The following is a 19,285-nucleotide window of genomic DNA, read 5'->3' as shown; positions in this document are numbered from 1 at the left end:
CACGGCCAAGGCGTTAGTTCTTGAAATAAAACTCGCGTCGCAAGGCTGAATTGTGCCACGGAGACTGTGTTCCGCGTGTTGAATCATAAACGTCCGCCTTGACGCGTTTCATCATAATTTCGATTTCAAGCCCGGGTGTCTCTATGTGGTCGAGAAGTGCTGTGGTGAAGGGGCTGTTGTCCTCATCGCCATCAAGCGCGACTTCGCCAGGGGCTGTCGCAAAGCCGATCAAAATATTGCCACCACCGGCCTGAGGTGCGGCAAGACCACGCTCAACACGGGAGCTTCTGCTCGCACCGAGGCTGCGCGAAAAACGGCGCGAAAGCGGATTGTCCCGGCACGCATCCAACAGCGCTATCGATAATCTGCCCGGCGCATTCATGTAGTCCAGCACCGTTCCCAGTTCGATGGTTTCAAAATCAACGGCAGTCTCGTCTTCAAGTTTCGCATCGATCGGGATGAGATAATTTTTGCCGCTCAGTTGCATCGCGTGGCCGGCATAAAAGAACAAGGCGACGTCGGCGTCCTGAATGGCACGAACATAGGTCCGCACAGTCCCTTCCATGGCAACTTTGCTCTGATCAAGTCCGACAATCACCGTAAATCCGAGGCGTTTCAACGAATCCATCAGGTCGGTCGCATCGTTTTTAGGGTTGGGTAAAAAGGGAGCATATTCGTAAGCGGAGTTTCCGATGACAAGCGCGACCCGCTTTCCCTCCGGCAGCGCGCCGAGATCGGGAAGTTTGGGGCTTGTCGATGCCGCCTCGTTTTGCGCCTGCCCTGGTGTGTTCTGAGTTTGCTGCGACGTATCGGGACCGATCGTTGGAACAGACGGCGATGCCGTCTGACGCGGTTTTGCAGCTTCAAGATAGCGGCCATACGCCCATCCGCGCATGCCGTTGGTGAGTTCAATCTCAAACCAGGCACCCTGCTGCGTCAGCATCGTTATCTCGGTGCCCTCGAGCAACCTGGCGATTTCATCGAACCGTGTACCGGCACCGGTCCTGAGCGACAGGAAATTGTCTCCCGTATCGGTTAAGCTGCCGACGACGCCCCGCCGGGGCGGCGTGATCGATCGCTGTGCGACGGCAGGTGGTGCCGTTGCCGGTGCGGATGTCGTGGGTGGCGCCGGAGCGTAACCGGGAACGGAGGCGATATATTTTCCGTAGGCCCAACCGCTTCTGCCATCCCTAAGGGCAACATTCAGCCATGACCCGCTCCTTCCCAGAATGGTTAGAGGCGTATTCAGACCCATGCGCGCGATTTCCCGGTAGCGCGTGCTCGGGCCGGTTCTAAGGGACAGGAAGTTGTCTCCCCGCGGATCCAGCCCTGAAACATAGGCCTGCTCCAATGACGGGGCAGGGACCGAGCCACCGGAAGGCGGCGGTGTGATCCGGGTCGACGCAAAAAGGGACTGGGAAGCCCCGCCCGTGACCCCCGAAGCGGACCAGACGGAGAACTGAAATCGCTGGCCGTTGTGAAAATAGCTGTCACCGGGTATCGCACCGCTTGAGAGCAGATTTGCCTTGTAGCGGTCACCGGCAGGCTGGTTCATCCAGCCAAGCGAAACGGCGTACCAGCCATTGTTCGACTGGAAGACCGTGGTCTGAGGAAACCTGTTTGCGTAGCTTCTGGCCAGATTGATGGCATCAGTGGCATTGGGCCGGCTGGCCACAATCAGCCATCCGCTGTTTCCCCCTGGTATGACAGCTGCACTGGTTTCCTGGATCGCGGTGACAAAAAGACAGGCAAGCGCTGCCAGTACCAGTCCCAAACGCTTCAATCGTCTTGCAGCGCTATGCTCTAGCTGATGCATGTTGTCCCCCGACCGATCGATCCATCTGCATCGCGACCGGCCCTGAGGCCGGACGTCTCTTGAACCAGTATGCCATGGCTCCTGCCGCATTACACGGCAGGAGATTGGGCGCCATGGGGAGACGGCGCTGAGGCACGGTATCTTGCGCTTGAAGCGAAAGCGTTCGACGTGGATGCGAGCAGCACTTTAGTGCGCCGGCCGCATTTTCAAGTAGGGTTCGCCGTCCGACGTTCTCTTCAAGGCCACACCGTCGGCACCAATGAGGCAGTTCACCCGGCTTCGAAACGCGGAAAAGCTGTCAAACGAGACGACATCGACGGGCGAGTCAAATTGGATCGTCACGTAATAGCGCTCTTTGCTTCCAGCAAAGCTGAGGGAAGTAATCTCGCCTTCAAAAGCCTGTTTCATGTAGGTGCCGGTAACCCGCATTCCCACTGAGAGGGAAAGCTGATTGATGCGTGCTGCGCTCGCGCGCGCGGTATTCCAGTCCCTGTAGCCATATTGTGCCGACAGGAGTTCCAGAGCCTCGCTGTGCGAGAGAGACTTGCCGTTTTCATTCAAGGCTTTTCGCAGGCGTTTTGCCTGAGATTTCAGCTCGGCAACACTTGGGAGTTCCATAGTTCAACCTTTCCAAGAAAGGCAGGAAAAGGCATACGCCTTCATGGGGCCCGCATTGCCAAAAGCCTGCACGTTCTTGTGAAGGATGACGATCTGCGAAACTGCTTCGCGAAGGGAAATTCACCAGGGCTGTTCACCTGCGGGCGGCCGGCTTCCCTAAACCTGCGCAACGCCTATGGCTTTCACGCAGAGGTGTCAACTCAAAAAAAAAGCCGCTGACGCGGCTTGAAGGGAGGGAGGTTTTCATGGCACCCGGCTTTTTTGCTGCCCGGTGCCGTGGGCGGCGGCGATCTTCTGTGCCGCCGGTTGCAGGGTTGGGGTGACCCTGAAGCCTGTCAGGTGTTGATCAGGCGTTTGAGCAGCTCGACTTCCTGCGCAAGCGCCTCGTCCTTTGACACCATATCTTCGATTTTGCGCACGGCATGCAGAACCGTTGTGTGGTCGCGATTCCCAAACCTTCTGCCGATTTCCGGCAAGGATCTGCCCGTGACGACTTTCGCAATGTACATCGCGATCTGCCGGGGTCGTACGAGCGTCCGGGCGCGGCAGGAAGACAGAAGGTCGGCCTTCGTCACGCTGAAATGCTTGCAGACAACCTGTTGAATCTCTTCAACTTTGATTGAACGGGGCTCGCCGATCCTGACCAGGTCATGCAGGGTCTTTTCAGCCAGGTTCATTGTCACCGGTTGTTTTGTCAGCTGGTTATGCGCAAAGAGGCGGTTGAGAGCTCCTTCCAGATCTCTGGCTGAGGAGATGACGTAACGTGCAATGTAGTCGGCGACTTCATCTGGCACTGTGAATGCCGGGTGCGTGCGCCGCGCCGATGCGATCCGTTTCCTGAGGATCTCGTGGCGAAGTGCATAGTCGGTCGACTGGATGCTGACGACTTCACCGGTCTGAATGCGTTGCATCACCTTGATGCTGAGCGTTCCCAGTTCTTCCGGAGCCCTGTCGGCTGCCATGATAATCTGGCTGGGTGCATCCATCAGCATTTCCAGCGTTTTGCCGAATTCCTCGTGGGCCTGTTTGCCGTGCAGGAACTGAAGGTCGTCGACAAGCAGGAGGTCGATGGATTTCATTGCCTGGCGCAGGACCGGGAAGGCTGGCGTGCGCAGGGCGGGCACGAGGTGATACATAAAGAACTCGGCCGAAAGATACGCGACACGGCGTCCGGCTTTGCGCGCCTCTGTTGCTGCTGCCTGAAGCAAGTGGGTTTTGCCGATACCGGTTGTGGAATGCATGTAAAGCATACCCAGCGTACCTTCATGGCCGGCTGCCATCTGGCGAATGGCGGCGCATGCCAGGCTGTTGGATGCGCCTTCCGCAAAGGCATCGAAGGTCAGCTTCGGGTTCAGTGCAGCGCCGCTCAAGAACTCCGAAGCAGCCTCTTCTCCCGTATCCGCGAGGCATGGAATGCTTGCCGAACTGGCCGAGCTTCCAAATTGCGGGGCAATGTCGAATGGGGCCGCTCTCCCGCTGATGCGGCGGGCGGTGATTGCCTTGGGTTGTTGGGCCGGACTGATCTGGCGCGGACGAAGCGCACCGCGCACAGTTAGTTCGACGCGATTGATATCATCGAGCTCGCGTTTCCATAAACCGATCAGTTTCTTTTCGTAGTTGTTCTGGATCCAGTTTTTCAGGAAACGGGTTGGTACCGACAAGCGAACTGAGTCGCCGACGGTTTCTTCGTGCTTCACTCTCCCAAACCAGTTTGAAAAAATGTCCTCTCCGAGTTCGTTTCTCAGTTCTTTCTTCACACGATCCCAATGATCCGAACTAGCTAAGTTCTGAACCTGCATTGTGGCCTCCATGTGAGAGAACGATGGGGTCGCTCTCCCTCGTGCACTGTCTCAGAGCAGCGAGTTCCGCTTTTGCCGCTCATTTGCTTTTGTTAGGTCTTTCGACCGGTTGGCTTTTTTGACGCCCATGCCACATGATTAACCTTTTACTTACCATGTTTACAAATAGCTTATTCTTATGAGGTCATAGACGGTTCATATCGTATTTCGCGTAGATGAGGTGGAGTTTGAACGTAAATAATACATAGCAAAACTTTTTGCCCCATCGACTTCAGGACATGCCGCAAGTCCTGATCGAGTTGTTCCCCCTTTGCTGTTTGCGTTATGCCTTCAGGCACGTAAGCAAATTTAATAAAAATTTAAGTTTTTCGAACTTTTTCTGCGAGTTTTCAAAAGGCGGATGTCAAATTCGTTAGTTTCCTCGAGGAAATTGCTCTTTTCTTTTTGAAAACTAAGTTATTTTTTACAAGGTTGTTGAGTGAGAGAATTACCACTTCGCGGCCAATTAGACGCTTTTTTGAAATTTTCAGGTCAGCCAACGAGAGCTGCGCACACTATCTGGGGAAAAATTTTTGATGATTTCGCAGGTTGGATTGGCCGGGTGACTCTCAAACGAGATTGAATTTTCCGGATAAGACCAAATCCAATCAATCCGATAGCGAGGTTTTTGAAGGCATCCGTTTCAAATGTCTGCCAGATACGTTTGCGTTCGGTTTTCCCCAGGCCGCGAGAATATCTTGGTTGCCTGGCATTTTTTACAATTGATATGCGTGGAAGGTCCTCTGGAAGTTTGGATTGGCACGTGGCGCTTCGAAAACACAGTACAACTCGTGTTCGCCTAAGAATTGTAAAAGTAAAGGAGACGGCCTCCGGAGCTGAGTTTCAGTTGTCGCGGCAGCGAAACAACAGCCTCAGACGGTGCAAGGAGACCGGCGCGTGTTGAGGCACTTGCATTCTGCCGTGCCAATGATGTGCCGTGATCACACGATCTACTTACTGATCAAAGAATTCGACCAGGGTTCAGAAGGTTCTTCGGATCAAGGTCCTGTTTGATCCGGCGCATCAAATTCAGCTCTGTTTCGGATTTCACGTTCGCGAGAAGCGCCTTCTTCAATCGGCCGATTCCGTGTTCAGCTGAAATACTGCCACCGAACTCGCCAACGATCGAATGTACGATTTCGTTCATCTCGTCCCATTTGGCCAGGTATTCATTCTTGTCGCCACCGACGGGCTGGCTGACATTGAAATGAATATTGCCGTCTCCGATATGACCAAATGGCACGGGCCTGCAGCCCGGTACAAATTCTGAAACCGCCGCGATGGCTCTGTCCAGAAAGTCGGGAATGTGGGAAACCGGTACGGAGACGTCGTGCTTGATCGATCCACCTTCCGGTTTTTGCACTTCGGACATGCCGTGGCGGATGTGCCAGAAGTCGTGGACCTGGGAAAGGTTCTGGGCAAAGGCAGCGTCTTCCACCAGTCCGTCTTCAAATGCGTCTCCGAGTATGCTCTCCAGAAGATCCCTGACGGGGAACGCGTCAGATCCGCTCGACAGTTCCATCAGCACATACCATTCATGTTCGCCTTCAAGCGGGTCACGGGCCGCCTCCAGATGCTTCAGGCAGAATTCGAGGCCGATCCGGGGCATGATTTCGAACCCGGTTAATACAGGTCCCGCCTGCGCGCGCGCCGTTGTGAAGAGCCTCAGCGCGGCATGCGGATCGCGCAAACCGATAAAAGCTGCTTCGAGTTTCTTCGGCTTTGGAAAGAGCTTCAGCGAGGCCGCCGTAATTATCCCCAGGGTGCCCTCAGCTCCGATAAATAATTGTTTCAAATCATAACCGGTATTGTCCTTTCTGAGCGTCCTGAGACCGTCCCAGATCTCACCGGTCGGCAACACGACTTCCAGTCCGAGAACGAGATCGCGGGTATTGCCATAGGCCAGTACCGCTGTCCCCCCCGCGTTGGTGGAAATGTTTCCTCCAATCTGACAGGAACCCTGGGCGCCGAGCGACAAGGGGAACAACCGGTCTATTTTTTCAGCTTCACTCTGGAGCGTTTCCAGCACCACGCCGGCTTCGACCGTGATGGTGAAACCGGCTGGATCGACATCCCGGACCTTGTTCAGGCGAGAGAGCGACAAAACGATTTCATCCCCGGTTTCCTGCGGAATTTGCCCCCCGACAAGACCGGTATTACCTCCTTGCGGGACAACTTTCAGGTCGTGCTCGTAGGCGTAGGTCATGACCGCGCTGACCTCTTGTGTGCTACCGGGCCGCAACACGATCTCCGTCACGCCGCGGTAAAGGTCGCGCCACTCGGTAAGGTACGGCGCCTGGTCTGACGGTTGGGTCAATACGTTCGCAGAGCCGATCAATTCAGCGAAACGGTCGGCATGTGCAGTGCGCTCCATGAGCGGGATCCTCGTGAACTTTAACAGGGAAATCGGGCGCCACCATAGTGTGTGTTTGCGCGGCCGTCGACGGTGCATCCTGTCGCCCCGGATCTTGAAGGAACCAAACCCTTGTGCCATAGGAGGCCAGCCCGTTCGGGCGGTAAGGGAATTCTTTTCGGAGATGAAGATGGCGGAAACGCGCGGACTGATGAACGGCAAACGCGGCCTGGTCATGGGCGTTGCAAATAACAAATCAATTGCCTGGGGCATTGCCAAGGCACTGGCCGACGCCGGAGCCGAGCTTGCGTTGACGTATCAGGGTGACGCTTTGAAGAAGCGGGTCGAACCGCTCGCCGAACAGTTGGGTGCGATTGTTGCCGGCCATTGCGATGTGACGGAGGGCGAGACGATAGATGCCGTGTTCAGCCTGCTGGAAGAAAAATGGGGCAAAATTGACTTTGTCGTCCACGCCGTTGCCTTTTCCGACAAGGCGGAACTGACCGGACGCTTCGTGGACACGTCATCCGACAACTTTGCGCGCACCATGGACATCTCCTGCTACTCTTTGACGTCCGTCACGCAGCGTGCCGAGAAGCTGATGTCGGAGGGAGGCTCAATCCTCACGCTGACATACTACGGCGCCGAAAAGGTCATGCCCCATTATAATGTCATGGGCGTTGCAAAGGCGGCGCTTGAAACAAGCGTGAAGTATCTTGCAATGGATCTTGGGCCCCAGAACATAAGGGTCAACGCTATTTCGGCGGGGCCGATCAAGACGCTTGCGGCATCCGGCATAGGTGACTTCCGCTACATTCTGAAATGGAACGAGTACAATTCGCCGCTTCGCCGCACGGTCACGATAGAAGAGGTGGGCGACAGCGCCCTGTTCCTGCTGTCTGATCTGGGAAGAGGTGTGACAGGTGAAATTCAGCATGTCGATTGCGGTTACAACATCGTCGGCATGAAGGCGGTGGACGCGCCTGACATATCGGTCGTGAAAGACTGATATCCCTGGATGGCCGGCTCAGACCGGCCATTTTCACTTCTTGCCCTCAGGGCGCTCGATTCCCGGGAAGACATATGACAACCCTTCACACTGCCGCGCCTTCCTTTCGACTGCCGAAAAGACACGATCCCGAACTCCTCATTTTCGTGCGCCACGGCCAGACCGACTGGAACGCTGAAGGGCGTATGCAGGGGCACATTGACATTCCGCTGAATGAGACCGGCAAAGAGCAGGCTGCGGCAAACGGCAACCGGCTTGGAAAATTTCTCGAAGAAGAAGGCCTGGATCCGAGCGATCTTGATTTCGTGGCCTCGCCGCTTGGCCGCACCAGAACGACAATGGAGCTCCTGCGGGCAGGCATGGATCTGGACACTGATGTCTTTCGGCTTGAAGACAGGTTGCTGGAACTGACCTTTGGGCAATGGGAGGGCTTTCGCCTCGAGGACCTCGCCGATGAGGAGCAGGATCTCATTCTGCAGCGACGCGCGGACAAGTGGCGTTTCGTACCGCCTGGCGGCGAAAGCTATGAAATGCTGACCGAACGCGTCGGCGCGTGGCTCGAAACCGTTTCGCGCCCAACCGTTGTCGTCTCGCATGGCGGCGTTTACCGCGTCCTGCGGGGCATGCTCGAGGGCCTCGAAAGCACACACGTTCCGAAGTTGGCAGTTCCTCAAGACAAGGTCTTCGTCTGGCGTGGAAGCAATTTCACTGAGATTTAGTAAGAATTGCGATAAGTTGTGTAATGCAGCACAAATCAATAATTATTGGATAATCGACCACTCTAAGTATCCTTCAAAGGAATTTGAGGGGCTTCGTAACAAGACGTCGGAGATATATTATGAGTATTATCGCTGGAATTTGCTTTTGCGGGGCGCCTGGTACTCCTGCGTCGAATTCAAACCAAGTTCTCTATTCGCTTCATGACTCTGACTTCACTGACGACAGCGCGCCGCGCACCCGCGGGTGACACCGACTGGAAGTGCGTCCGCGTCCGTAAGGTTCGTGTATCCGTTCGACATTATTGAGTTCCACTTGAGTGATCTCATGGTGGGCGAATATCTTGCCGAACCCTCCAACCTCCGAATTTGTGCGGACTACATGGCTGCGTCCGTGCCCCGTGTTGACGATTCGGCGCATCGGCGTGGACAAGGGCATTTTGGCGCTTCGAGCTTGCTCAGGCGATCATAAGCGGTGACATGAACCAGACAGTTGTCGCCGTACTTCACTTCCCACGGTAATTTCGAACGTCTTGCGGAGCCTGTTCACAATAATGTTTTGGACCTCAAATGATCGGTTCTTTGGACTTGAACGTAATTTGCGGTGTTAAGGCCGGTTGAGCCCGGCAATCAGGGGGGTGATGATGAGCTCGGTCACTACGGACAACTTTTATTCCGAGCTGCCAAGCTTCTCCGATTTCAGCAACGTTGCGGACCTGGGGAACTATCGACCGGTGCCCGACGGTTGGTATGTGCTGGCAGCTGACATTGTAAGCTCGGGCCAGGCCGTTGCCAGCGGTCGGTACAAAGACGTCAATATGACAGGCGCGGCTGTGATCGCGGCAGTTTTAAACAGTGTCGGACGAGAGCGTGTGCCCTTCGTGTTCGGAGGCGACGGGGCGATGCTCCTTGTCCCGCCGGAAGATTTGCAAAAGGGGTGCGACGCCCTTGCAGGCGTTGTCGACCTCGCCCGCCAGGTTATGGAGCTTGAATTGCGCGCCGCAGCCATTCCTGTTGCAGATATCAGGCAGCGCGGTGGTGACATCAGGGTGCGCAAGTATCTTTTGAGTCCCGGTAATCATCTGGCCATGATTGTTGGGGACGGGCTTGAGATCGCGGACAATGTGCTGAAGGATCCCGAAGCAGTCCGGCCCTACGCGGTTTCGTCCGAAGACGTGGCGTTGCCGCCCCTTGACGGTCTTTCCTGCCGTTGGGAACCCCTGCCGGCACGTAATGGGCACATCGTATCCTTGATCGTAAAACCGGCCGGCCGAAGACCGCTGGGCGAACTCATGGACAGGGTCGCCGAAGAAATCGGATTCAATCCTCTGATCGATGAGGCGCAAACCAGACTGGCAGACAAGACGCGCTTGAAGTTTCGCTTTCCACCGAAAGGCCTGAGAGTTGAGGTCAATCTTGCATCGGCCGGGAACCTTGCGCGCGGATGGGTCATGACCGTTGTGGAGTGCATGTTTTTCGTCTGGAGTTATACGACCGGCATGCGCGTGGGACCTTTTGATCCGAAAAAATACTTTAGAGAACTGAGCCTGAACACGGACCATCGCAAGATCGGCGACAGCCTCCAACTGGTTTTGGACCTTACGCCGACACAGCTTTCTGCGCTCCAGACGTGTCTTGCAACAGCTTATGAAGACGGCGACGTCATATTCGGGCTCCATGTTTCGAATGAAGCGCTCATGACCTGTTTCGTTCAGGATATCGGCAACAGTCAGCACATCCACTTTGTCGACGGCTCCAACGGCGGCTTGTCCATGGCCGCGGCAGAGTTCAAAAAACGGCAGGCTTCAGCTCAAATGACATGAAGGTATGCCGGCTGCGAAAATGTAATTTGGCGTGCCCGGGCAACCGGCGGGCGATCTTCAGGCGATCGCCGATTTTTCGTCGAAATAGCGTTTCGGTTGAACGGTGAAGTTCTTTTTGAGGATCATCGCCGCAAGTTCGACTTCTGGAACAGCTTTGGACACAAGAAATCCCTGGATCACGTCGCAGCCGTTGCGCGCGAGCCACTCACGCTCGCCGGACGTTTCCACGCCTTCTGCGAGCACACTTATATCCAGGCTTTTCGCTAGGTTGATGAGGGCACTGGTGAATTTCTGCAGATCTTTGTTCGTGTCGACACCGGAAACAAAACTGCGGTCGATCTTGACGCGGTCGATCTTCAAATCCCTGAGGCTCGAAATGCTGGAGTGTCCGGTTCCAAAATCGTCGAGTTCGATGAAGAAACCAAGATCGGAAAGGTGGGCAATATTCTCCTTGATCGGCGTTGCCTTGTCCTCGTCAATCATGACCGCTTCAAGAATTTCCAGGCTGATCATGGACGGGTCCAGCCCGGCTTCAAGAACGTGGCGGTGGAGCGCGCCCACGGCGGAGGCGTTGCTCAGGAGATCAGCGGAAATATTCAGTCCGAAGTGGACAGTCCGCCGGGTTTTGCCTGTAAACTCGGATGCAAGCTCAAGTGTTTTCTGACGGACGATTGCTTCGATCCGGTCCATGTAGCCCGCTTCAACTGCAGCTGGCAGAAAGTACCCCGGAAAGCGAATGGTCTGATGATCCAGCCAGCGAACCAATGCTTCCGCCCCGATTACCTCGTCGGTGTGAACATCCACCTGCGGCTGGAACCAGGGAACAATATCGCCATTGTTCATGGCGCGAAGCAGATGCTTGGCAATCTCGCCGTTTTCCTCGAAGGCTATGCGCATTTCGGCGGTGAAGCGTTCGACCTTGCGTGGTGCTTTTTGTTTCGCCGAGCGTAAGGCAAGCTCGGCGTCGACAAGCACCTGGTCCGTGACGGGATCTCCTGTATTGCTGATAAGCAGCCCGGCATTTGATTCCAGGACCAGCTTTTGTCCTTCGATCTGTCGTTCCCGACCGAGTTCGTGAATGATTTTGGCGGGTATGTCTTCAAATGATGCACTATCCGTCAAATCGGGGCGCAACAGCATGAATTCTGTACCACCCGTCCTGCAGAGGAAATCTTCCGCGCCGGCGAATTGAACGAGCCGCTCGGCAACGTCCCGCAAGATTCCGTCGCCGGACTGATCACCGAACAGATCGTTGATTTTCTTGAAGTGGCGCAAATCAAGGATAACCAGTCCGATCCGGCTGGGTGTTTCGCGGTCGGAAAGGCCGCGAAGTGTCTTGAGAAGGGCGCGCCGGTTCGGCAAGCCCGTCAGCGGATCATGGAAGCCGAGATTTTCAAATTCCTGTTGTGTGCGATCGGCAAGCGCTCGGCTTAGAGCGACCGCTATCGCAAATGCCGCGAAAATGACCAGGCCACCCACAAGACCTGCCAGCGCGACCGCAAACATCGTCTCGGCGCGCTGGTGTTGAAGATCGGCGTGGAGATAATCAACGCTCTCCTGCCATAAGTTGAAGATCACGCGGACAAAGTCGGGCTGGACCTCGTTCAGCTGATCGTTGGCGATGTCCGAACCGGTGTTACCCTTGATCGTCGATGAAAGAAGTTTCGCACCTGCCGACTGGTAGGCGAGATTGGCGCTTCGATAAGCGGCGGCCTTGTCTCTTAGCAGCTCGGCCTTTGGGCCTTCGAGATCCTTGAAGTATTCCTTGGTTGCGCGGGAGACGTTGTCGGCTGCGACTTTGAATTGTCCTCCCTGGACCGGGACAAGCATCTTGTCCCAGGTATTGATCGCATCCTTGTCCGACAGCATCTCGCCATTATTCACCATGACTGACGTTTCAATAACAACACTCAGGAGCGTATCGTTGATCAGATGCGGAAATTCTGAGGTCTCGAACGAAGACGATGAGCTCAGCCTGGAATGTTGTGCGATCGATGACGCGAGCGATCTGGCCTTGCGCAAAGCATCGGGAATGCTTTGTTCGCTCATGAAGCCACCGAGTTCCGCGACCAGGCTTTGTTCTCGCCCGGAGACATCGAAATCGGCGAGTTGGCGCACCAGCATGTCAGTTGGCTGTTTCACCGTCCCGGTGAGCGCCTTTTCCTGCATGAGCGGGCCAAGCGCCTGGATCAGGTTCAGTCCTGCAAGGCTGCGGTCGATGGAATTTACGTCTTCGAATTTGCTGTGAAACCAGAGCGAAGCAAAGAGCAGGCAAGGTGCCAGCAAGAAAACTATCAGACCTGTCAGCCAACCTCGGATGTGCACTTCTGTGCCCCACGTTATATCGCCCAAGCACAATTCTAATAAACGCTGAGCATTAAAGATTGGCAAATACATCCAAGAAATCGGCAGATGTTTATGCAAGTGTCAAAAAGAACCGCGCTTCAAAGGTGGTAAATCCAATGTGATGACAGTACTTGAACTTGCCATTTGACCGAGTATTTGGTTCGTGCCTTCAGTGGGACTTGGCGCCGCGTGATGTGCGGGCGCGTCCATTGAAATGTCAAAATAGAACGAAGGCTTGAGCTTCGCAGCGCTTTGCCTTATCGCTCGGCGCCTGATCACTTTCCCGTTGACGATTTGGATCCCCGCATGTCCCACAACAGTTTCGGTCATTTGTTTCGCGTCACCACCTGGGGGGAAAGTCATGGCCCTGCGATCGGCTGTGTCATCGATGGTTGCCCGCCGCTGATCCCTTTGACGGAAGCCGATATTCAAGGGTTTATGGAAAGGCGCAAGCCGGGGCAGTCCCGTTTCACGACCCAGCGCCGGGAGGCCGATGAGGTGAAAATTCTGTCCGGTGTGATGGCGGACGAGGACGGCGCGCAGAAAACGACAGGGACACCGATATCCCTCATGGTTGAAAACACCGACCAGCGTTCGAAGGATTACTCCGAGATCAAGGATCGTTTCAGGCCCGGGCATGCGGATTTCACCTATGACGCAAAATACGGCATTCGGGACTATCGTGGCGGTGGCAGGTCTTCCGCGCGGGAGACGGCAATGCGTGTCGCAGCAGGTGCGGTCGCAAGAAAGGTCCTGCAAGGTGTCACAATACGCGGCGCATTGGTTCAGGTCGGGACGCAGAAGATTGATCGCGGCAATTGGGATTGGGCAGAGGTCGACAACAACCCCTTCTTTTCGCCGGATGCTGCCGCAGCAGCCAACTGGGTGGAGTATCTGGACGGCGTTCGCAAAGCCGGCTCTTCGGTCGGAGCCGTGATTGAGGTTGTCGCAGAGGGTATTCCGGCAGGCTGGGGCGCGCCGATCTACGGCAAACTGGATACCGAACTTGCCGCAGCGATGATGTCGATCAATGCGGTCAAAGGGGTCGAGATTGGCAACGGTTTTGAGGCCGCCCGTCTCACTGGAGAAGAAAACGCCGACGAAATACGGATAGACGACGTTGGCAGGCCGGTTTTCCTGACGAACAATTCCGGTGGCGTTTTGGGGGGGATTTCAAACGGTGACCCCGTTGTCGTTCGCTTCGCCGTGAAACCGACATCCTCGATCCTGACCGAGCGCAAGTCGATTACCCGTCAGGGTGAGGAAGTGGATGTCATGACCAAGGGCCGCCACGATCCTTGCGTCGGCATACGCGCCGTGCCGGTTGGTGAGGCCATGATGGCCTGTGTACTGGCCGACCATTTCCTGCGTCACAGGGGGCAGGTCGGTTAGGAGGGGGGCGCTGAATGCGTGGCGGATGCGATTTCTAAAACGCAATGGTTCTGACAAGGCCCGCTCCTGCAAAAAGCAGCAGCAGATAGAGGCACCCTTTGCGATACGTCTGGTCGAGACTTTTGCTGAACATCGCGGTCCCGGCGAAAACACCAGCCAGGACAAGTGGTGACAGGACCGCGCCCCTGATCAGGGACTGCTCATTGAGAACACCGAACAAGATGAGCGTCACCGACGAGGTGAACATGCTGAAAAAAAGAAAGAGCACGAGCGAACCGCGCATTTCGCGTGCCTTTTTCGGCGATGCAAGCACGTAGAGCGCAATGACCATGCCGCCGATCGATGCGAGCCCGGTGACGATCCCGGCAGCAAATCCGGTTACAGGCAATGCAACGCGCTCCGATGCCAAGTGAAAATTGACTTTGAGCAGTTGCAGGATCGTCAGGCCGAGAACGAGACCCAACGCAAAAAGCTTGGACAGTTCTAAATCGATGCTCGTTGTCAGCAAAAGTCCGAGCGGCACCCCGATGGCACTGAATAAGGCGAGCGTCACGGCAGTGCTGAGTTTGGCGTCTCGCAAACCGCCCCGGAACATTGCGACGCTGGCTGCAAGTTCCAGAAGGAAGCAGACCGGTATCAGCTCGACAGGCGGAATGAACACCACGATGCTCGCCATGAGAACGGCTGAAAGACCAAATCCGGCAAACCCGCGTACGGCGCCCGCGACAAATGCCATGATGGCGCTGATTGCCAGATATGTTGGTGGCAGTCCGGTCCAGACGGTCAGATCCTGAAGCATTGCGTTTCTTTCATTTGTAGCTGCTGCTTTCTAGCAGCCTGCATAAACGCAAGTAAATTCTCGAAAGTGCAGATAAGAGCTGCAATAGTGCAGCCATGAATTGGGAGAACCTGAAATTTCTCTTGGCGTTTTATCGTGCCGGATCGTTATCCGGCGCAGCGGACCGCTTGCAGGTCGATGCAACAACCGTGTCCAGGCGGTTGATGGCGTTGCAGGACGAAATCGGTGCGCAGCTGATCGAAAAGTCCGCAAATGGTTCGCTCGAATTGACAGCAGCCGGTCTTCGCGCGATTTCTCACACGGAAGCCGTTGAAACAGCTCTCGACATGCTCACATCTGAACTAACAGGTGCACGGCTGGCCGAAGAGGGCATTGTTCGGCTCTCCTCCGTCCCCGTGGTGAACTCCAAGATCCTGATTCCCGCATTAAAGCAATTCAGCCAGCAGCATCCCGGGATCGAATTGCATCTGGCGTCCGAGGTGCGAAATGTCAGTCTCACGAGACGGGAGACTGATATGGCGGTCCGCCTGGGCCGCCCACGCGACGGCGGTCACAATGTGACTGCGAAACGGATTGCCGTTCTCACGCATGCGGCCTACGGTCCGGCCGACGGCAACGCGGACGATTTGCCGTGGATCATCTACCACGAGAATATGAGCTTTCTTCCCCAGGCCCGTTGGATGGCAGAATACCTGAAATCCGGCCCTTTCCGGGTCTCCAAGATTCGACCGAGTGATCTGGAGGGGGTGATTGAAGCCATCGCCGGGGGATTGGGACGTTCGGTCATTCCAACGGTGATCGCAGAAACGGATGCACGTCTCAAAAAACTGGCGGACCCTGAACCGGATCTGCAGCGGGAAGTCTGGCTGATGCAGCACGCCGACCAGGCCGGTCTTGCGCGGATGGTTGCCGTCAGCCGCTGGATCGAACGGATATTCTCTGAAAAATAGCCGTAGCACACTGCCGGCGCTCCAAGATCCCGATCACGGGACGTGTTGATACAAAGCGTTACAACTTAATCACCGTTCCGCCGTGGACCTGGGGTATCCTTCATCTTCTCGTTTCAATTGTGCGCTCTGCCTCGCACGGTTCAAGGAGTAATGTGATGAACGACATGACACCCGATCGCCGGATGACGGCGAAGGATTTTCCTCAGGAACTGCTGGACCTTTATGACTACTACGCACACGGCAAGATCACGAAGCGCGAGTTCCTGAACGGTGCGGCAAAGTTCACGGTTGCAGGCGTGACTGCAGCGATGCTGCTCGACCAACTGTCACCCAATTATGCGTTCGCCCAACAGGTTGATCCGGACGACACAGCGATCGAGACGCAACGCATCACCTATCCCTCGCCAAACGGCCACGGTGAAGTGAATGCCTATCTTGTCAAACCCGCAGGCAGCACCGGCAAACTGCCCGCAGTTCTCGTCATCCACGAGAACCGGGGACTGAACCCGTATATTGAGGACGTCGCCCGCCGACTGGGCAAGGCAGGGTTCATGGCGATGGCGCCCGACGGACTGACCTCAGTCGGAGGATACCCGGGCACTGATGATGAAGGCCGGGAACTGCAGCGTACGGTCGATCGGGAAAAGCTCTTGAACGATTTCTTTGCCGGCTTCGAATATCTGCTGAACAGCGACGACAGCACGGGCAAGGTTGGAGCGGTCGGCTTCTGTTACGGTGGCGGTGTGGTCAATGCGATTGCCGTTGCCTATCCGGAACTGGCGGCAGGCGTGCCGTTTTATGGCCGTCAGGCAGATGCCGCGGATGTGCCGAAGATCCAGGCCCCGCTCATGCTGCAATTTGCCGAACTGGATGAGCGTATCAATGCGGGTTGGCCGGCCTATGAAGAAGCGCTCAAGGCGAACGGGAAGAACTACGTTGCCCACATGTATCCCGGCGTCAATCACGGCTTTCACAACGACACCACGCCGCGCTTTGATGCAGAGGCGGCAAAGCTGGCCGAAGAGCGTACCGTTGCGTTTTTCAAGGAAAACCTGATGTAAGAAGCTTTCGCAGGTGCGGGCGGTGCGGCCCGCATCTGCATTTTGGGCGTTCAGGTGTCGAGAATTTCCGTCTCGTCGATCTTGATGTCGAACCCTTCCAGACCGACATAGTGCCGCTCGCGCGAGGCAAGCAGCCGGATCGAGCTGACACCGAGATCCTTCAGGATCTGGGCGCCGAGGCCGACTTCGCGCCACTGCTCCTGCCGGGCCTGCGCGGAGCCATGCTCTTCCGTGTCTGCCGCCTCAAAGTCGGAGCGGGCGCGCCGCGAATGGCGTGCAACGCCCACGGAACCTTCTCTCAGGAAGACAATGACACCTCGTCCCCGTTCGGCGAAGTGGGTCATGATGTGATCAAGCGGCCGACTTTCACCGAAAACGTCATCCAGAACCGACTCCAGCTGCAAACGCACTGGAACCCCGCGGCCATCGAGGATATCGCCATAGACAATGGCAAGATGATGCATCGGATCGTAAGGCGTTGAATAGGTCATTGCATAGGCCTGCCCGGCAATCGTCTCCACCGGCTGTTCGTTGACCCTCTCGACCATGCGTTCTGTGCGCTGGCGCCATGCGATCAGATCGGAGACCGACACCATCTTCAGTTCATGTTCGGCCGCGAACTCGGCGACCTGCGGACCGCGTTTTACCGTGCCGTCGTCGTTGACAAGCTCGCTGATGACGCCGACTTCTTCCAGACCGGACAACCGGCAGAGATCCACGGCGGCTTCCGTGTGGCCGGAGCGCATCATCACGCCGCCTTCCTTTGCCACAAGCGGAAAAATATGTCCGGGACGCACAAAGTCGTCGGCTGCCACATTGGGATTTGCAAGGGCATGAACGGTGGCGCAACGTTCTTCAGCAGAAATCCCCGTCGTCAATCCCTGGCGGTAGTCGACCGAGATCGTGAACGCGGTGGCGAGCGGCGCGTCATTTTCGGCAACCATCGGATCGAGACGAAGCCGACGCGCATTGGCGGGTGTCATCGGTGCGCAGATGATGCCCGAAGTGTGACGGACCATGAATGCCATTTGCTCGGAAGTGATCTTTGACGCCGCGACAATCAGATCCCCTTCGTTCTCGCGGTCGTCATCGTCGGTCACGACAACCATTTCACCACGTTCGAATGCGCGGATAGCTTCTGCGACACGGGCCTGGGACACGGGATGCTCCTTGGTTGTAGCCAATCCGAGAAAGTCGTTGGGGGTCACTGCGCCATCCGTCGCGATGGCAATCTTGCGGGCCATGTCCCGCGATACCCAAACATTCGGATCGTTGCATAGAGCTGTTACGGAGGCAGGCGACAGGTTCGCCCGTCGCGCAAACGCACTCCGGTTTTCACCAGTCTGTAACAGCCATTGATCGAGTCTCATGACAACGCATATACGCGCGTTTTCTTTCAGTCACAAGAGAAACTTCCACTAAATTTCAGTGACACTGAAAGCCTGCGTCTCAATCTTCTTTGATGAATTCGACTGCGCGTGACACGAATGCGGGCGTCATCCAGTGTTCGTGAAGGCCCTGGTCGGCGCAAAGCCTCGTCAGGTCTTCCTTGAGATAAGACGTATAATAAGGTTCGTGAAAAAGCTGCGGGAAGACCGACAGAAGACCGTCGTAATCCGGCACGTCGCCCGTCTGCAGGCTGTCTACGAAAAGGAACGACCCGCCCGGTTTCAAGACCCGCGACACTTCTGCGATTACCTGACGGCGCACTTTCGGCGGCAATTCGTGGAACAGAAAAACGCACGATACGACGTCGAGAGAGGCATTGGCGAACGGCAGTGCTTCTGCCATCGCCGTCACATAACGGGCACGGCGCGTCTTCGTTCGCTCGCGCGCGACGGCAAGATAAGGCTCGGACAGATCGAGCCCGACCCCATGGAGGCGTGGAAACGCCTTGAGCGCCGGGCGCAGCAAACCCCCCGTGCCGCAGGCAAGGTCGACATACGCGACCTTTCGCTGGTCTTTCTTCTTCAGGATTTCAGCGAAGGGGATCAATACCCTTCGCCGCATGGCGGCCGTTGCGCCTGAAAAGAGCACGTCGACCTGAAAGTCATAGAGTCTGGCGCTTTCTTCCGACAGCCATCCGTCGGTCTGGAAGTGGAAGTTCTGCCGGTAATAGCGGGGCAAGGCTTCAGCAAACCCGCTGACGTCTTCGTTGACTTCCTGATGCGCGCCAGTCGCGCGGCGCCTTGCCACCTCCGGAACATCCTTGAAGAAAGCGCGGCTGGTTTCCAGCAGTTCTCGTGGTGTGAGTGTTCCGTCGGACGGCATCGGGTAAAGCCCGTCCTCGACAGCTTTCAGATCGTCGGCAAAAAGTTTGAAAATGTCGGCAAGCATGCGGCGCTGACCGGGGACAGGTCCTTCCGGCTGGACCTTGGGTATCTCAGGCAGGTCTTTCTGGATGCGCTTGTTCATGCGGCGCATGGCTTCTGAATGCAGCGTATAGAGCGCAACCCGGCTTCCCTGATGCAGTGCGTATCTGGTGCGCCGCGCCAGACTTGCCAGAGGCGGCAGACCGTTGCCTTTGTTTGAAGGGCTTGTCTTTTTGTCCACTGCAGCCATGG

At 56.1% G+C, this 19,285-nt stretch carries 14 protein-coding genes; 6 read left to right on the top strand and 8 right to left on the bottom strand.

Annotated features, from left to right (window positions below):
- Positions 1-13 precede the first annotated feature (13 nt).
- The 4 genes from Q0915_RS24220 to Q0915_RS24205 form a co-directional block, all read right to left on the bottom strand.
- The gene (locus Q0915_RS24220; RefSeq protein ID WP_299480124.1) at positions 14-1,816 is read right to left on the bottom strand and encodes a caspase family protein; all 1,803 of its coding nucleotides are present in this window, start codon (positions 1,814-1,816) and stop codon (positions 14-16) included.
- A 186-nt stretch (positions 1,817-2,002) separates the two neighbouring features.
- Positions 2,003-2,434 (bottom strand): glyoxalase superfamily protein, encoded by a 432-nt coding sequence (locus tag Q0915_RS24215; protein ID WP_299480121.1) that lies wholly within the window; start codon positions 2,432-2,434, stop codon positions 2,003-2,005.
- Positions 2,435-2,769: 335 nt separating this feature from the next.
- Complete coding sequence (dnaA, locus tag Q0915_RS24210; protein ID WP_299480118.1) at positions 2,770-4,233, bottom strand: chromosomal replication initiator protein DnaA; 1,464 nt, start codon at positions 4,231-4,233, stop codon at positions 2,770-2,772.
- Positions 4,234-5,233: 1,000 nt separating this feature from the next.
- The gene (locus tag Q0915_RS24205) at positions 5,234-6,646 is read right to left on the bottom strand and encodes an FAD-binding oxidoreductase (RefSeq protein WP_299480115.1); all 1,413 of its coding nucleotides are present in this window, start codon (positions 6,644-6,646) and stop codon (positions 5,234-5,236) included.
- 169 nt (positions 6,647-6,815) lie between these two features.
- Between Q0915_RS24205 and fabI the strand changes: the two genes are divergently transcribed.
- The 3 genes from fabI (at position 6,816) to Q0915_RS24190 (ending at position 10,173) form a co-directional block, all read left to right on the top strand.
- Positions 6,816-7,634, top strand: coding sequence for an enoyl-ACP reductase FabI (fabI, locus tag Q0915_RS24200; RefSeq protein WP_299480112.1), 819 nt, complete (start codon positions 6,816-6,818; stop codon positions 7,632-7,634).
- A gap of 74 nt (positions 7,635-7,708) precedes the next feature.
- The gene (locus Q0915_RS24195) at positions 7,709-8,353 is read left to right on the top strand and encodes a histidine phosphatase family protein (protein WP_299480109.1); all 645 of its coding nucleotides are present in this window, start codon (positions 7,709-7,711) and stop codon (positions 8,351-8,353) included.
- A 641-nt stretch (positions 8,354-8,994) separates the two neighbouring features.
- Positions 8,995-10,173, top strand: coding sequence for a DUF3095 family protein (locus Q0915_RS24190; RefSeq protein ID WP_299480106.1), 1,179 nt, complete (start codon positions 8,995-8,997; stop codon positions 10,171-10,173).
- A gap of 57 nt (positions 10,174-10,230) precedes the next feature.
- Here the strand turns inward: Q0915_RS24190 and Q0915_RS24185 are convergent, their stop codons facing one another.
- Complete coding sequence (locus Q0915_RS24185) at positions 10,231-12,498, bottom strand: bifunctional diguanylate cyclase/phosphodiesterase (RefSeq protein ID WP_299480104.1); 2,268 nt, start codon at positions 12,496-12,498, stop codon at positions 10,231-10,233.
- A gap of 327 nt (positions 12,499-12,825) precedes the next feature.
- Here Q0915_RS24185 and aroC point away from each other — a divergent pair, with 327 nt between their 5' ends.
- Complete coding sequence (gene aroC / locus Q0915_RS24180) at positions 12,826-13,911, top strand: chorismate synthase (protein WP_299480101.1); 1,086 nt, start codon at positions 12,826-12,828, stop codon at positions 13,909-13,911.
- A 34-nt stretch (positions 13,912-13,945) separates the two neighbouring features.
- Here aroC and Q0915_RS24175 read toward each other — a convergent pair whose 3' ends face one another.
- Positions 13,946-14,710 carry a sulfite exporter TauE/SafE family protein gene (locus Q0915_RS24175; protein ID WP_299480098.1) on the bottom strand — a complete coding sequence of 255 codons (765 nt, stop codon included), beginning with the start codon at positions 14,708-14,710 and terminating at the stop codon, positions 13,946-13,948.
- Positions 14,711-14,805: 95 nt separating this feature from the next.
- Here Q0915_RS24175 and Q0915_RS24170 point away from each other — a divergent pair, with 95 nt between their 5' ends.
- Complete coding sequence (locus tag Q0915_RS24170; RefSeq protein WP_299480095.1) at positions 14,806-15,660, top strand: LysR family transcriptional regulator; 855 nt, start codon at positions 14,806-14,808, stop codon at positions 15,658-15,660.
- Positions 15,661-15,824: 164 nt separating this feature from the next.
- Positions 15,825-16,721 (top strand): YghX family hydrolase, encoded by an 897-nt coding sequence (gene yghX, locus Q0915_RS24165; RefSeq protein ID WP_299480603.1) that lies wholly within the window; start codon positions 15,825-15,827, stop codon positions 16,719-16,721.
- A 50-nt stretch (positions 16,722-16,771) separates the two neighbouring features.
- Here yghX and ribB read toward each other — a convergent pair whose 3' ends face one another.
- Together ribB and Q0915_RS24155 are read right to left on the bottom strand one after the other, a co-directional pair.
- Positions 16,772-18,091 (bottom strand): 3,4-dihydroxy-2-butanone-4-phosphate synthase, encoded by a 1,320-nt coding sequence (gene ribB, locus Q0915_RS24160; RefSeq protein WP_299480092.1) that lies wholly within the window; start codon positions 18,089-18,091, stop codon positions 16,772-16,774.
- 79 nt (positions 18,092-18,170) lie between these two features.
- On the bottom strand, positions 18,171-19,283 hold the full coding sequence (locus Q0915_RS24155; RefSeq protein WP_299480089.1) for a class I SAM-dependent methyltransferase: 1,113 nt from the start codon (positions 19,281-19,283) through the stop codon (positions 18,171-18,173).
- Between the last annotated feature and the right edge of the window lie 2 nt (positions 19,284-19,285).

The organism is uncultured Roseibium sp. (assembly GCF_947494555.1).
In the GTDB taxonomy this organism is placed as follows: Bacteria; Pseudomonadota; Alphaproteobacteria; order Rhizobiales; family Stappiaceae; genus Roseibium.
The sequence above is the reverse complement of the archived record's forward strand: the minus strand, read 5'-3'. Positions and strand labels throughout refer to the sequence as shown.

Excerpts from the sequence above, each read along its gene's own strand:
- Q0915_RS24220 (WP_299480124.1), bottom strand. The coding sequence starts at position 1,816 with ATGCATCAGCTAGAGCATAGCGCTGCAAGACGATTGAAGCGTTTGGGA.
- Q0915_RS24215 (WP_299480121.1), bottom strand. The coding sequence starts at position 2,434 with ATGGAACTCCCAAGTGTTGCCGAGCTGAAATCTCAGGCAAAACGCCTG.
- dnaA (WP_299480118.1), bottom strand. The coding sequence starts at position 4,233 with ATGCAGGTTCAGAACTTAGCTAGTTCGGATCATTGGGATCGTGTGAAG.
- Q0915_RS24205 (WP_299480115.1), bottom strand. The coding sequence starts at position 6,646 with ATGGAGCGCACTGCACATGCCGACCGTTTCGCTGAATTGATCGGCTCT.
- fabI (WP_299480112.1), top strand. The coding sequence starts at position 6,816 with ATGGCGGAAACGCGCGGACTGATGAACGGCAAACGCGGCCTGGTCATG.
- Q0915_RS24195 (WP_299480109.1), top strand. The coding sequence starts at position 7,709 with ATGACAACCCTTCACACTGCCGCGCCTTCCTTTCGACTGCCGAAAAGA.
- Q0915_RS24190 (WP_299480106.1), top strand. The coding sequence starts at position 8,995 with ATGAGCTCGGTCACTACGGACAACTTTTATTCCGAGCTGCCAAGCTTC.
- aroC (WP_299480101.1), top strand. The coding sequence starts at position 12,826 with ATGTCCCACAACAGTTTCGGTCATTTGTTTCGCGTCACCACCTGGGGG.
- Q0915_RS24175 (WP_299480098.1), bottom strand. The coding sequence starts at position 14,710 with ATGCTTCAGGATCTGACCGTCTGGACCGGACTGCCACCAACATATCTG.
- Q0915_RS24170 (WP_299480095.1), top strand. The coding sequence starts at position 14,806 with ATGAATTGGGAGAACCTGAAATTTCTCTTGGCGTTTTATCGTGCCGGA.
- yghX (WP_299480603.1), top strand. The coding sequence starts at position 15,825 with ATGACACCCGATCGCCGGATGACGGCGAAGGATTTTCCTCAGGAACTG.
- ribB (WP_299480092.1), bottom strand. The coding sequence starts at position 18,091 with ATGAGACTCGATCAATGGCTGTTACAGACTGGTGAAAACCGGAGTGCG.
- Q0915_RS24155 (WP_299480089.1), bottom strand. The coding sequence starts at position 19,283 with ATGGCTGCAGTGGACAAAAAGACAAGCCCTTCAAACAAAGGCAACGGT.